The sequence below is a fragment of the Leptothoe sp. PORK10 BA2 genome, from assembly GCF_034932105.1.
Lineage (GTDB): Bacteria > Cyanobacteriota > Cyanobacteriia > Phormidesmidales > Phormidesmidaceae > Leptothoe.
On sequence record NZ_JAYGIG010000013.1, the window covers coordinates 61,795 to 75,793 of the forward strand.

A 13,999-nucleotide genomic window follows, 5' to 3' on the forward strand; every position below is an offset into this window, starting at 1 on the left:
GCTAAGGTCGCAAGCTCCAGTGTACAATTCGGGCCTATTCCCAAACTTCTGACGGAATAATATCTAGAAACAATATCTAGAGAAAACCCGCCCCCAGTCCTCCCATGGCCCATGACGACAACCCTCACCTGCCAAGCCCTCAGCGATCTGCTGCTGCCTAAGGTACTGGAACTCGACCGCATCTGCCTGGGCGGCCTGTGGACCGAAGCAGGCTACCGGCGGGAAATCGACAGTCCCAATAGCGATTTGCTCATACTGCAGGCCAATGATCGGGTCATTGGCCTAGGATGCCTCTGGGCCATTCTCGATGAGGCCCACATCACCACCTTGGCCATCCATCCCGACTACCAGCGCCAGCGCCTGGGGCAACTTTTACTCACCCAGTTACTCCAATCCGCTCGCCACCGCGCCCTCAGCCACGCCACCCTAGAGGTGCGCGCATCTAACCATCGCGCCCTCAGTCTGTATGAAAAATTTAGCTTTCGCACCGCCGGTAAACGCAAACGCTATTACCAAGATGGCGAAGATGCCCTGATTTTATGGCGAAGCCAATTGCAGACATCGGACTATGAAGACCATCTGGGACAGCTCGAAGGAGAGTGCACAGAAACATTTGGTAAATATCGATACCAATGGTTGCCCTATGTAACATTTGAACCTAATACGTATTAAATATTTATACCCGTCAGGACCTGGGTCAGCAGTCTGGCAAATTATCCCAATTCATCGCTATGGACCCCAGATGGGACTGTTTCAGGCTTTAATCGCAGCCCAGGCCTTCAGTAATCGGCGCAACAGGATGTAACGAACAAAACCTAGGAAAATTCCATCACCTCGCCGTGATGGACCACTCATATTTTGTTGTAGCGCTTTATTACTGTTGCGAAAACCATTGCAAGTGGTGAATACCGGCACAGTTTCACTAAAAATGCCTGTGCTAGAATCAGGTCAACTCCGCACAAGCCAGGTGATGAAAAGCCGCCATGTTTGAACGCTTTACAGAAAAAGCCATTAAGGTAATCATGCTCGCCCAGGAAGAGGCCCGCCGACTGGGTCATAACTTTGTGGGGACTGAGCAAATCCTTCTCGGTCTCATCGGTGAAGGCACCGGTGTCGCCGCCAAAGTTCTGAAGTCCATGGGGGTCAATCTAAAAGATGCTCGGATCGAGGTCGAAAAAATTATCGGTCGCGGTTCCGGGTTTGTCGCTGTAGAGATTCCATTCACGCCGCGTGCTAAGCGGGTCCTAGAGCTGTCATTGGAAGAGGCCCGTCAGCTGGGTCACAACTATATTGGTACCGAGCACCTACTGCTAGGCCTAATTCGCGAAGGCGAAGGCGTAGCCGCCCGGGTACTGGAAAACCTTGGGGTGGATCTATCAAAGGTCCGTACCCAGGTGATTCGCATGCTGGGGGAAACCGCAGAAGTATCTACCGGCGGTGGCCAAGGCCGTACCAAGACACCTACCCTCGATGAATTTGGGTCTAATCTGACCCAGATGGCAGCGGAGGGCAAGCTTGACCCAGTGGTGGGTCGGCAAAAGGAAATTGAACGGGTGATTCAAATCCTCGGTCGCCGGACTAAGAATAACCCCGTTCTGATCGGTGAACCGGGGGTGGGAAAAACTGCGATCGCAGAAGGGTTAGCCCAGCGCATTGCCAACAACGATATCCCCGATATTCTCGAAGAAAAACGAGTGGTCACCCTGGATATTGGCCTGCTAGTGGCAGGTACCAAATATCGCGGTGAGTTCGAAGAACGCCTGAAGAAAATCATGGATGAGATTCGCTCAGCGGCGAATGTCATTCTCGTGATTGACGAGGTCCATACCCTCATCGGTGCTGGTGCGGCCGAAGGTGCCATTGACGCCGCCAATATCCTCAAGCCTGCCCTAGCTAGGGGTGAGCTGCAGTGTATCGGTGCCACCACCCTGGATGAGTATCGTAAGCACATCGAACGGGATGCCGCCCTAGAGCGTCGTTTCCAACCCGTTATGGTGGGCGAACCGAGTGTCGAAGAAACCATCGAAATTCTCCATGGTTTGCGGGACCGCTATGAACAGCACCACAAGCTCAAAATCTTAGATGAGTCCCTAGAGGCGGCGGCTAAGTTAGCCGATCGCTATATTTCCGACCGTTTTCTACCCGACAAGGCCATCGACTTGATTGACGAGGCCGGTTCTCGGGTGCGGTTGATTAACTCCCAGTTGCCCCCCGCTGCCAAGGAGCTAGATCGCGAGCTGCGGGCGGTCCTTAAAGATAAGGACAACGCCGTCCGTTCCCAAGACTTTGATAAGGCTGGGGAACTGCGCGATCGCGAAATGGAGATCAAGGCCGAAATCCGCGCTATTGCCCAGAGCAAACGGACGGATGATGTCGCTGGCAATTCTGAGTCACCCGAGGTGACCGAAGAGGACATTGCCCACATCGTTGCCTCCTGGACAGGGGTACCGGTGAATAAACTGACCGAAACCGAGACCGATAAGCTGCTCAAAATGGAAGATACGCTACACCAGCGTGTCATTGGCCAAGACGAAGCGGTGAAAGCCATTTCCCGTGCCATACGTCGGGCCCGGGTGGGTTTGAAAAATCCCAACCGTCCCATTGCCAGCTTTGTCTTCTCTGGCCCCACTGGTGTCGGTAAAACCGAGCTAACCAAGACCCTGGCCTCCTACTTCTTCGGCTCCGAAGAAGCCATGATTCGGCTTGATATGTCCGAATTTATGGAGCGCCACACAGTTTCCAAACTGATTGGTTCACCTCCGGGGTATGTAGGCTATAGCGAAGGCGGCCAGCTCACCGAAGCGGTGCGTCGTCGTCCCTACACTGTTGTCCTATTTGACGAAATTGAGAAAGCCCATCCCGATGTCTTCAACATGCTGTTGCAGATTTTGGAAGATGGTCGCCTAACCGATGCCAAGGGCCGTACGGTGGACTTCAAGAACACCCTGCTGATCCTGACATCGAATATCGGTTCTAAAGTAATCGAAAAAGGCGGCGGCGGTCTCGGCTTCGAATTAGAAGAAGACGCAGCTGAGTCTCAGTACAATCGCATTCGCTCCTTAGTGAACGAAGAACTGAAGCAATACTTCCGTCCTGAGTTCCTAAACCGTTTGGACGAGATTATCGTCTTCCGTCAGCTCACCAAGCCAGAGGTGAAGGAAATCTCCGACATCCTGCTCAAAGAAGTCTTTGGCCGGTTAACCGAACAGGGTATTACCCTCGAAGTCACCGAAAAGTTCAAAGAACGCTTGGTGGAAGAGGGCTATAACCCCAGTTACGGAGCCCGACCGTTACGTCGAGCCATCATGCGACTGTTGGAGGATACCTTAGCTGAGGAAATCCTATCCAGCCGGTTGAAAGATGGAGATGCGGCGGTGGTCGATGTGGACGACAAAGGAAAGGTCGTCATTGCTCCCAAAGAAAAGCGTGAACTGCTTACCCAGGGAGCCGATTAACCTCCTACGGGCACAAGGCAATCACTAAAACTGGCTTCCTAGCACTTAGTTAGGAAGCCAGTTTTTTAATGTTCCTAAATTTGGTCAGCACGCACCAATGTCCTAATGCACCAGAACATTGGTTATATTAACTATTGTAAACAGACTTAATACTTCCTTGCTTACCGTCAGCGTCAGCTTTGATAATGGTTTTACCGTTAGGGAGCGTTGCAATCAAAGCATTCTCACTGATGGTTTTAGTGAAGTTATTACTGAATGTTACTAATCCTTAGGATAACTAGCCCTGTCGAGTGCAGCAGACGCATACATTCCTGAAATTAGTAACCCGTATTCCGTTTGATTAGGAGCATAGGTACAGTGCTGGGCAAACTTTTAGGCAAAAATTCTGGATACTATTTAGAACTTTCCGAAGATGAAATAGCCGCTATTCCCGAACCTCCTGCTACACCAGCAGCTAAGATCGCTCCGCCCCAAGCACAGCCAGCAGCTAAGGCTTCTGCCCCAAAAGAAACTGTAGCCAATGCGGCAGAAGTAACCGCTCCAGCGGCTCCGGCAGCGACAGTCACTAGCCCTATGTCAGACCCCCAGGAGTTAATTCGCACAGCATTGGCCACGGCCGCAAACAGGCCCGCACCTGTGGTGGAGCCTCCCACTCCGACATTTGCTGACTATGTGTCAAAGCCCGTCATGTCCCGTCGTCGCCCAGGGCCTAGCATGTCGGCCTTTAAGACAATGGCGAAGGAAATGAGAGCGAGTAAGTCCGGTTTTTAAGCTCTGGCTTTACGCCCATAGTTCACAACACAATTGATTGGAAAATGGCATTAAAAAAGGGTTGGACTGCTTGGGTAGTCCAACCCTTTTTAGGTATTGGTTGTTGGGGGGATTTTGGGCCCATAGCCTGACCATATCACCAGGCATCCACCAAGGCATGTCACTCCTAGCGCTGGGCGTAGGCGGTCATGGGTTCTTTGATAAACCGAATATACAGATGTTTGAATGTGGACTTCATCACCCGAGGCATGCCAAAGTCGATGGGCATGAGCTTTTCCGGCAGTTGCCAGTCGTCGATGCACAATTCTGCGGGAGACTGGAGAACAAACTCAATGGCACTGGGGCATAGTCCTAAGCGTTGGGATGCCGCAACGGTAGGGATCTGGGCCGGGTCCACCCGGAGCACGTCCACCATGGCCCGGTCTAGGGCAAAAACATTGGATGAGGCCCCCAGGACACCCAGCTGCCGGGGTTCGCCACCGCTGGGGCCATTGCCTTCATGACCAATAATGCCATCTAAAATCGTCAGATCTGGATCAATCGCTTGGGCCGTTTCCACTAGCATCTGGGCAAACCGTTGACAGTCTTTGCCCGCTTCCATGTGCCACCAGGCTTTCATTTTTCCCGGTACACAACCAAAAAGATTTTTCACCCCCAGGGTGAGGGTGAGCTGCACATGGGACTTAACCTTAGGCAGGTTAATCACCACATCAGCTTCCATAGCTTCTTTGGACAGTAGCAGGTGATCAAAATTACGATCTCTGCCGCCCTTTTCTGGGTCGCCCAGAGAAGGGCCGCTCGCCTCTGGCGGCTCCAAGTTATAGCGCTTGCCATGGAGTTCTACGATGGGCAGGTCAATTTTTTGCGCCCATTGCAATAGACCGTTGGCCTTTGCCACACCGAGGGCACTACCAAAGGCGGGACTGTCGCCCAAAAACGGTTTGCCACCTGCTGCCTGAACGAGCTTGGCAACACAGTAGACCACTTCGGGCCGGGTGGTGCATTCCTTGGTGGGGCGAGCGGCGGTGAGTAAATTGGGTTTGAGTAACACTCGCTGGCCCGGTTTAACATAGGCTTCCATGCCACCTAGGGGTAGCAGTAGGGCACGCAGCTGCTGTTCTAGCACGTCAACATCGTAGGTAGTGGCTTTGAGCAGACTAACGGAAACCATAGGGAGTTTTAAAAATGACCAGTATCACACTTCATTGTGGGTCGGGAGCTTCTAAAGTGCAATTAGATATTGGAGGGAAGGGAAGGGATAAAATGGCAGGCTCTAGATTGTAGGCTGACCTTGGGAATGATTTTTCCCAGGGTCACTAAGAAAAAAGTAAAAAAATAATGCTGAGCCTGTGGGCAAAGACAAGTGGAACTTGGATTAATGTGGCGCTGGTGCTACTGGGAACAGGGGGTGGGCTGATCCTGCGGGGACGATTGCCTCGGACAATGCAGGATGTGATTACCCAGGTGATGGGGTTAATCACCCTTTTTATTGGGGTGCAGATGGCGCAGCCCCTAACTCAGATTAATGCTGGCCAGATTGCTGGGGTAATTGTGGGAATAGTGGCGTTGGTCACAGGAGGACTGTTGGGGGAATGGTGGCAGATTGAACAACGATTGGCAGCGATGGGCGATGGGTTAAAGGCTCGCTTTGGTGGGGGGAGTCGGTTTACTGAGGGGTTTGTGGCGGCCAGTTTACTGTATTGCATTGGCCCCATGGCAATTTTGGGCAGTCTCAACAATGGCCTCAGCGGCGACAATACGATTTTGGTGATCAAGGGGACCATGGATGGTCTGATATCGATTGCATTAACCGGGAGCTATGGAGCGGGGGTGGGGTTTTCGGTGTTGCCGGTGGTCATTTACCAGGGGGGAATATCGTTATTTGCTGGACTGTTGGCTAGTGGTATTGGTGACCCGGCAGCATCCCCCAGTATTTTGCTGGTGACGGGGGTGGGTGGGGTGATCATTATGGGTCTGGGGTTGAATTTATTGCAGGTGACAACAATTCGAGTGGCGTCATTTTTGCCTGCCCTGTTGCTGACACCACTGTTTTTTATGTTGGGCCAAGTATTGAGCGCTTAGTAGTTACCGATCTACCTAACCACCACAGGTTTTATTGGCATAATCACAGCCAAACACAAAGGGCTCCTGCCAGCTGAGGGGAATCTCCAACAAATCTCTTGCCCCTGTAATCCCCTGGCCGATAAACAACAGCAATGCAATACAGTTCAGGGTAATGTGCACCTTACGCCACGTCTTGGACTGATAAATCTCGGGCAAAATCGCCAGGGAAATGATCATCAGCGTTGTGGCGACCATGCCGTAGTAGTAGTGGGAAACTTGCCATTCATGGGTGCGTCGATACACACCATCTTGACTGCCCAAAATCCAAAGGGCCGCCGTTGAGAGGGCGGCAAATAGGCCACGCCAAAGCTTTTGTGGGGCTGTGGAACGATATAAACACACTAGAGTGCCGATGGTGAACAAAAACATCACCGCAATGAATATCACCGTACCTTGGGGCACTGGGCTATCGGTTGCTGACTGTTTAACGATGTTTTTGAAAATGGGGTGGGCTAAACCCACAAGGGAAACCCCGACTACAGCACTGGTCAGTATTTTGCCTAAATTGACATGTTCTTTGCCGACTACAGGGGGAATCTTTGATTTTTCCTGTGCCTGTAATGCCAGTCGGCGCTGTCTTGTCTGGGTAGCAAAGTAGGTCACCATGCCAATTAACGGAAATACAACCGTCACCGCTAGAATTGGGTGTATGAGTCTAAGCCAATCGTTGATGCTCATTTTCCTCTCTCGGTTTAATGTCTATTAGATAACGATCGAATGCTGCCTGGGTAATTGTCAGGGTTGGATTTTCAGGTGGCTGTCATCTGCTGTCATCTAGAGATGGGTCTTAATTTATTAAATTTATTAGATGACAGCCCTACTGTACACGGACGGCCCTCCCGCTGCATGATGAAAATCAGAATAAACGCTGATAGCTGACTGAAAAGCTTAAGGGCGACAATTCACCCAGAACTCAGCAAAATTTCAGACTGGTATGCAATCTATTGAATAGTTGAGTACTGGCTTAGCTGTGTAAGGTAAGCATGGGATTAGCCTAAAGTCTTTGACTTAATATAGGTTTAACTATGTTGACGCGTAATAATTTACGGGAAAATCAATGGCTAAGATCAGTACGCCCCAACTGCAAAAGCCAATTTCTATTCCTAATGCTACGGTCATGATGTTGGCGGTGGTTGCGATCGCACTAGCCACCGCCTTTGCCTGGTTTACAGGCGAAGGACAAATCAGTCGGATTTTTGCCCAGCTCAATCTGCTCCAGCAGTCGCCCCCCATGTGGCTACAGGCCCCCATGGTGGCCAGCCACTATCTGCTCTTTCCAACGGTGGCCCTGTTTCTATGTGCCGTTGCCATTACCCGCATTTCCCCCCAGCCTAAACCCTGGTCACGGACATTGGTGATCAGTGTATTGCTCATCTTAGTGGGGCGCTACGTTATCTGGCGCAGTCTATCCACCCTTAACTTTAACGATCTGCTCAACGGCGTTGCCAGCACCGTCCTATTTGCCATGGAAATGCTGGGGCTGCTGGTGAGCATCCTGCAGCTACTGCTGCTGCTGCGGGTGCGGGACCGACACATCCAGGCTGATCAGATGCAGCTGGCGGTGATGGACAAAACGTTTTTACCATCGGTGGCGGTGTTTATTCCCACCTACGATGAACCTGAGTTTATTTTGCGGCGTACGATCATTGGCTGTCAGGCCATGGACTATCCCGATAAAACTATCTATCTGCTCGATGACACCCATCGGCCTGAAATCAGACTGTTAGCCCAGCGGTTGGGCTGTGAGTACCGCACTCGACCCAATAATGACTATGCTAAAGCGGGCAGTTTGAACAGTGCGATCGCAGCCACCCAGAGCGACCTAATCGCCTCCTTCGACGCAGACTTTGTCCCCACCCGCAACTTCCTCCTCCGCACCATCGGTTTTTTCCAGGACCCTACCGTGGGGCTGGTCCAAACCCCCCAAAGTTTCTATAACCCCGATCCCATTGCCCGCAACCTGGGCCTAGAAGATATTCTCACCCCCGAAGAAGAAGTCTTCTACCGCCAGATCCAACCCATGCGAGACGGGGTTGGCAGCGTAGTATGCTCAGGCACCTCATTTGTCGTCCGGCGCAGTGCCCTAGAAACCAGCGGTGGGTTTGTCACCGACTCCCTGAGCGAAGACTACTTTACCGCCATCCGCCTCGCCTCCCAGGGGCATAAAATTATTTACCTAGACGAGAAGTTAAGCGCCGGTTTAGCCGCAGAGAATATTACTGCCCACGCCATCCAACGCCTACGTTGGGCCAGGGGTACCCTCCAGGCCTTCTTTATCGAAACCAATCCCCTCACCATTCCGGGGCTGAAATTTATCCAGCGATTGGGCCACCTGGAGGGCATCCTCCACTGGTTTACCAGTATCTCCCGCATTATCTTCTTAATTGCCCCCCTGTTCTACGCCTTTGGCGTTATTCCCATTCGTTCCACCCCCGAAGAAATCATCTATTTCTTCCTGCCCTATTACTTTGTACAGATTACGGTTTTCTCCTGGCTCAACCACCATTCCCGCTCCGCCATTCTCTCCGATGTTTATTCCCTGGTGCTAGCCTTTCCCTTAGCCGTCACTGTTGTTCAAGCCATGCTATCGCCCTTTGGTACCGGGTTTAAGGTCACCCCCAAGGGAACATCCAGCCAAGTGTTTCGCTTTAACTGGAGTTTAGCCTGGCCTCTGGTGCTGATGTTTATCCTCACCGCCTGTAGTATTTGGCTCAACCTGGGCGAATGCTTGGCCCGAGGCAACTGGGCCTTAGAAGTTACTCCCGAAGAGGTCACCCATCTCCGGGGGCTCGGCATTGGCTGGATTTGGAGTTTGTACAACTTGGTGATGATTGGCACAGCTCTTTTGGTGCTGTTGGACGTACCCCGTCCCAGTCCCTACGATTGGTTTGACCTGCGCCGAGTGGTGCGGTTACAAATTGGCGATCGCACCAGCGCTATGTCGGACCGGATCTGGTGGGGTACCACCACAGCCATTTCAGAAGTTGGGGCCAACATCACCCTCACCCAGCGAGGACTACCTCAACTAGCTCCAGGGGAAACCCGTCCCATTCAGCTGTCCATTAGCGAAGAGTTAATTAACCTGCGGGGACTCCTCACCCATGCCAGTAATGAGGGCGAATTTCCCTGTGTGACGGTCCAGTTCCAAGATGTCACCCTGGCCGAAACCCGCAAACTGGTGGAGTTGTTGTACTGTCGCCCCGGTCAGTGGCAGCGATGGAATACACCGGGAGAACTCCAATCCCTATGGATTTTAGTCAAAACCCTGTTTCGACCACGGGTGCTAACGGGAGATATCAAAGTTAAAGCCATGGCCGTGTCAAAGGGATGAGGCTCAGCAACACCGTCCATGGCTAAATAGCTTACGCATCGGCCATATCAAAGAGTAAAAACTCAGCATTACCTGACGTTCCTTGAATGCTTAGATTTTCCCCATCCGCAATGGCTGCTCCATCTCCCTGACCAAGGGCCTGTCCATTGAGCGTCAGACTGCCTTGCACGACTTGCAACCAGGCCAAACGATGAGCCTCTAGCTTATGGTCAATCTGATCCCCCAGGGTTAATTGGGTTGCATAGAGATTGATATTCTGGTGAATGGTAACAGATCCATCACGACCATCCTGGGACCCCACCAGGCGCAACTTACCTTGCTTCTCTTCAGGGCTAATGTAAATTTGCTCATAGCCAGGTTCAATGCCTTGCTTTTCTGGTAGTACCCAAATCTGGAGAAAATGCACGGGACTATCTTGGGCGGCATTGTACTCGCTGTGGCTGATGCCGCTACCGGCGGACATGCGCTGCACATCTCCAGGACGAATGATGGAGCCGTTGCCAATGCTGTCTTTATGTTCTAGGGCACCGTCAATTACGTAGGAAATGATTTCCATGTCCCGGTGGCTGTGGGTGGGAAACCCTTGGCCTGGGGCAACGTTGTCTTCATTGATGACGCGCAGATTGCCAAAACCCATGTGGGCTGGGTCGTAGTAGTTGCCAAAGGAGAAGGTGTGGCGACTATCCAGCCAGCCAAAGTTAGCATGACCTCTGGCTGATGCAGAGCGAATGGTGATCATCGGTTTTGCCTCCCATGAGGATTGTGGACAGGCATGAATGCCATGACTTCATTATGAATGCCATCTCTTTTGATGACAATAATCAATTTTATGGACATATTGTCCATTTTTGGTTGACAATGTTGGGGTCAGCGTCATCGCAGCGAGTATGGATAAGTTTGTGGCCATGGGGGCCTTTGTGCAGGTGGTGGAGGCTAATGGCTTTGCTGCCGCTGCCCGGCAGATGGGGATGTCCCGTTCAGCGGTTAATAAGTTGGTGATTACCTTAGAGGCGGAGTTGGGGGTGCAGCTGCTGCAGCGTAGTACCCGAAAAGTGACGCCCACGGCCACGGGGACTGCCTTTTATGGGCGCTGTTTGGCTATTTTGGCAGACTTGGCAGAGGCGGAGTTGGCGGTGTCCCAGGCTCAATCGGCCCCCGTTGGGCCATTGCGGATAAATGCTCCCATGACTTTTGGGACTATGCATTTGGGGCCGGTGCTGGCGGACTTTATGGTGCAGTACCCTGGGGTGCAGGTGCAGCTAACGTTGGCGGATCGATTTATTGATCCGTTGGCGGAGGGGTTTGACCTAACTTTACGGATAGCGGAGCCTCAGTTATCGCCTCAGCTGGTGGTGCATGAGCTGGCTCAATGGGAGTGTTTAGTTTGTGCGGCTCCTGGTTATTTACGGGAGTATGGGTGTCCGCAGACGGTTGAGGATTTGAAGCATCATAGTTGTTTGGCTTATGGTGAGCTGGCTAGTCGCCATGGGTGGGTGTTGGTTAATGCCGATGGGGAAGAGCGGACGGTGATGGTTAAGGGGGCGATGTGTTCTAACAATGGGGAGGTGCTGAGGGATGCGGCGATTCGGGGGTTGGGTTTGGTGTTGTTGCCTAGGTTTATTGTGGAGAAGAGTTTGGAGCGGGGAGAGTTGCAGGGGGTTGGGTTGGATTGTTGGCCTCGGCCGGTGTCGTTATGGGTGATGTATCCGACTAATCGGCATTTGTCGACGAAGGTGCAGGTGTTGACTGATTTTTTGCGGACGAGGTTTAGGGCTGATGGGGGGACTATTGGCTTCGGGGAGTAGCGTCAAGCTTGTAGCGGTTGAGCAGCGCGAGCTTACCCTGCACTTAAAGCTACGGTGTACACATATCTGGAAGATAATGGCCCAAAAGGTATATCTGGCAACTCAGTATGGGTTTGGGCGAGGTGAGCGGGGTCGAACCTAGTTTTCGATGCGTTGTTTGATGGCGTCGATGAGTGCTGTGAAGCCTGATTCGGTATGAATCTCGGGGGTAAGACTGTTCATGTCTTTGAGGGTTTCGGTGAGGTCGGCGATAGTCGCGCGGATGCGGGTGTAGAGATCGATGGATTCTCGGAAGCCTTGCATGTTGGCGGCGCTGACGGTTTTCATGGCTTCTTCCAGGTCTGCGATTTCCTGTTCCCAGTGTTGGATGTAGCGGATACGGTTGATGGGTTTATAGATTTGGGCGTCGGGGAGGACGATGGGAAAGATGCGGTCATAGAAACTGCCATTGGCTGCGATTTCTACCAGCTCAAACATGCAGTTTTCAGATTTGAGATATTTGTCGCTGATGATGACAATGACGGCGTTACCTTGGCCGATTTCTTGCATAAAGGCTTTGATACGGCCTTTAAATCCGAGATCTCGTTTGTCGCGGATAAGGTTAATGTCTGTAGCTTTTAGGATTTCGTCTATTTTGTTGGTGATTTCTTCACTATCACCGCCCCAGGCATAGGAAATAAAGACTTCTTTCACAGGTTGATACATTTGTTTTTGAGCAATATTAAGGATACTGGATGTATCTTGGATGGGTAAGCCTTGGTAATTTTCACCATCGAGTCGTTTGGCCCATTCATCTCCTGGTTTGAGATCGAGTGGCTCATAGAGAACCTCATCTAACAATCGCCTCACATCAACCATGGCATAGGGCTTTTTTTGGCATTGAATTTGGTACTGACCATCCCGGAGAAAATTCTGTAGACGTTCATAGGGATAGTCATGGGGAGTTTGGTTATCTTTACAGCTGATGCAGTTACAGGGAATCAGGGTTTCATAGCTCAGGCGTTCGTAGGAACGGTGGATTTTTTCGAGTTCGTGGGTAACGACGGAGAGCCAGCGTTTTTGGTCAGTGCCAGAAACACGGATACGGATTTCGCTTTTGGGGTAATTCTCGGTGACTTCGGCATGGGCGGTGCCGTTGGTGAAAACAACGCCAGTTTTCCAGACGAGGATTTGGTTTTCGATAAATTCGTGGAGTTCGACGATGAGGCGGGTGAGGATGCCCTTGGGCATGAAGTCGTAGCGGTAGCGGAGGATGAGGTTACGACTGTTATCCCATGCGAATTCTGGCTGTTCGGGGGAGAGTAACTGGGGGGCGATGTAATGGTTAGAACAGCCGGGAATTTCGTAGCAGAGTTTAAACCGCATCATGAGCTGGAGTAGCTCGTCACGCATGTCGGAATATTCGGCTTTTTCCCAGATTGTGTTGAGCTGATCGCGGGTAAAGCGGCCAAAGTTTTCACGAATTGCTTGGGTGTCTAGGGCATCGTAAACGGCGGCGGTGCCCCACTGGGGTTTGAGGATGACGTAGTGTTTGAGGATGGGGTCTTCGTGGAAATGGAGGATGACACCGAGGTCGTGGAGGTAGTTACTGAGGCTGTTTTGACGCTTTTGGTCGGTGAGCTGGCTGGTGCGGCACAGGTCTCGGTATTGATCGATAGTGATGTAGTTACAGCTGTTGGCGTAGTTTTCTAGGGCAGCGCGGACACGGACCCAGACTTTGGGTAAGGGCGTGCCCACATGGGGCAGATTAACAATACGCTTTTGGATAGCTTCTGCAATAGCTGCTAAGCCGCGATTGTCTTCTAGGTTGGTAGCGAATACTTTTTCTAGATTAGTGAACTCGGCGCGCAGGGTACGTTCGTTGACGTCGCACTGGCGGTCTTGTTTTTCATTTTTGATGATAAAGACGGGACTGCTATCGCTGAGGAGGGAGACGATATTGAGCCAGTAGTAGAAGTCTGTGTTGTCCTGGCGAGTATCGACGACTAGGGCGTAGAGAGAACGTTTGGTGAGGAAAAACTGGTGGGTAGCATGGTAGATTTCTTGGCCGCCAAAGTCCCAGATGTTTGTACGAAAGGGGGTTGGGTTAGTTTGCTCAAACTCCCAACGGATGACATCGATGCCTTCGGTAGATTTTTCTTCGGAATCAAGCTTGTAGTCAGGATTGAGGAGTTTTTTTGCTAAGGTGGTTTTACCGGCTCCCCCTTCACCGACAATAATGAACTTGGATTCGAATAGGGGTTCGGTCTCGTCGGGATCGAGAACCTGGAAATAGTAGTCAAGAATTTCTTGTAAACTGCCAGGGTTTTTCCAACTTTCTTTCGGGCCTAAAATCTCTGGTGGAATAGGAATTGGGTTTCCACGTAGATCCAAGCTCTGAAGGCTAGTGAGTTGGACAATTTCAGGGGGTAGCTGGCTCAGTTGGTTCGAGCTGAGGTAGAGCTGAGTGAGACTGGTGAGTTGGACAATTTCAGGGGGTAGCTGGCTCAGTTGGTTCGAGCTGAGGTAGAGCT

At 51.6% G+C, this 13,999-nt stretch carries 10 protein-coding genes; 6 read left to right on the forward strand and 4 right to left on the reverse strand.

Annotated features, from left to right (window positions below; translation table 11 throughout):
* Window positions 1-111 precede the first annotated feature (111 nt).
* The 3 genes from rimI to VB741_RS05895 all read left to right on the forward strand — a co-directional run bounded on the left by rimI (window position 112) and on the right by VB741_RS05895 (window position 4,226).
* Window positions 112-672 carry a ribosomal protein S18-alanine N-acetyltransferase gene (gene rimI, locus VB741_RS05885; protein WP_323364221.1) on the forward strand — a complete coding sequence of 187 codons (561 nt, stop codon included), beginning with the start codon at window positions 112-114 and terminating at the stop codon, window positions 670-672.
* 311 nt (window positions 673-983) lie between these two features.
* Window positions 984-3,455 (forward strand): ATP-dependent Clp protease ATP-binding subunit, encoded by a 2,472-nt coding sequence (locus VB741_RS05890; RefSeq protein WP_323364222.1) that lies wholly within the window; start codon window positions 984-986, stop codon window positions 3,453-3,455.
* A 357-nt stretch (window positions 3,456-3,812) separates the two neighbouring features.
* Window positions 3,813-4,226, forward strand: coding sequence for a hypothetical protein (locus VB741_RS05895; protein ID WP_323364223.1), 414 nt, complete (start codon window positions 3,813-3,815; stop codon window positions 4,224-4,226).
* A 166-nt stretch (window positions 4,227-4,392) separates the two neighbouring features.
* On the opposite strand, the gene VB741_RS05900 is transcribed toward VB741_RS05895, so the two are convergent.
* Window positions 4,393-5,397: a DUF362 domain-containing protein gene (locus VB741_RS05900; protein ID WP_323364224.1), complete on the reverse strand. Its 1,005-nt coding sequence runs from the start codon at window positions 5,395-5,397 to the stop codon at window positions 4,393-4,395.
* 167 nt (window positions 5,398-5,564) lie between these two features.
* Here VB741_RS05900 and VB741_RS05905 point away from each other — a divergent pair, with 167 nt between their 5' ends.
* Window positions 5,565-6,308, forward strand: coding sequence for a DUF554 domain-containing protein (locus VB741_RS05905; protein WP_323364225.1), 744 nt, complete (start codon window positions 5,565-5,567; stop codon window positions 6,306-6,308).
* 15 nt (window positions 6,309-6,323) lie between these two features.
* On the opposite strand, the gene VB741_RS05910 is transcribed toward VB741_RS05905, so the two are convergent.
* Window positions 6,324-7,028: a DUF4079 domain-containing protein gene (locus tag VB741_RS05910; protein WP_323364226.1), complete on the reverse strand. Its 705-nt coding sequence runs from the start codon at window positions 7,026-7,028 to the stop codon at window positions 6,324-6,326.
* A 379-nt stretch (window positions 7,029-7,407) separates the two neighbouring features.
* Between VB741_RS05910 and VB741_RS05915 the strand changes: the two genes are divergently transcribed.
* Window positions 7,408-9,681 (forward strand): glycosyltransferase, encoded by a 2,274-nt coding sequence (locus VB741_RS05915; protein ID WP_323364227.1) that lies wholly within the window; start codon window positions 7,408-7,410, stop codon window positions 9,679-9,681.
* A gap of 31 nt (window positions 9,682-9,712) precedes the next feature.
* Here the strand turns inward: VB741_RS05915 and VB741_RS05920 are convergent, their stop codons facing one another.
* Window positions 9,713-10,420 (reverse strand): pirin family protein, encoded by a 708-nt coding sequence (locus tag VB741_RS05920; RefSeq protein WP_323364228.1) that lies wholly within the window; start codon window positions 10,418-10,420, stop codon window positions 9,713-9,715.
* Between the two features lie 148 nt (window positions 10,421-10,568).
* Between VB741_RS05920 and VB741_RS05925 the strand changes: the two genes are divergently transcribed.
* Window positions 10,569-11,486, forward strand: coding sequence for a LysR family transcriptional regulator (locus tag VB741_RS05925; RefSeq protein ID WP_323364229.1), 918 nt, complete (start codon window positions 10,569-10,571; stop codon window positions 11,484-11,486).
* 138 nt (window positions 11,487-11,624) lie between these two features.
* Here the strand turns inward: VB741_RS05925 and VB741_RS05930 are convergent.
* A partial coding sequence (locus VB741_RS05930) for a COR domain-containing protein (protein WP_323364230.1) occupies window positions 11,625-13,999 on the reverse strand: 2,375 nt, incomplete at its 5' end.

What these genes read in the sequence shown, in the direction of transcription:
- rimI (WP_323364221.1), top strand. Translation starts at nt 112, where the DNA reads ATGACGACAACCCTCACCTGCCAAGCCCTCAGCGATCTGCTGCTGCCT.
- VB741_RS05890 (WP_323364222.1), top strand. Translation starts at nt 984, where the DNA reads ATGTTTGAACGCTTTACAGAAAAAGCCATTAAGGTAATCATGCTCGCC.
- VB741_RS05900 (WP_323364224.1), bottom strand. Translation starts at nt 5,397, where the DNA reads ATGGTTTCCGTTAGTCTGCTCAAAGCCACTACCTACGATGTTGACGTG.
- VB741_RS05905 (WP_323364225.1), top strand. Translation starts at nt 5,565, where the DNA reads ATGCTGAGCCTGTGGGCAAAGACAAGTGGAACTTGGATTAATGTGGCG.
- VB741_RS05910 (WP_323364226.1), bottom strand. Translation starts at nt 7,028, where the DNA reads ATGAGCATCAACGATTGGCTTAGACTCATACACCCAATTCTAGCGGTG.
- VB741_RS05915 (WP_323364227.1), top strand. Translation starts at nt 7,408, where the DNA reads ATGGCTAAGATCAGTACGCCCCAACTGCAAAAGCCAATTTCTATTCCT.
- VB741_RS05920 (WP_323364228.1), bottom strand. Translation starts at nt 10,420, where the DNA reads ATGATCACCATTCGCTCTGCATCAGCCAGAGGTCATGCTAACTTTGGC.
- VB741_RS05925 (WP_323364229.1), top strand. Translation starts at nt 10,569, where the DNA reads ATGGATAAGTTTGTGGCCATGGGGGCCTTTGTGCAGGTGGTGGAGGCT.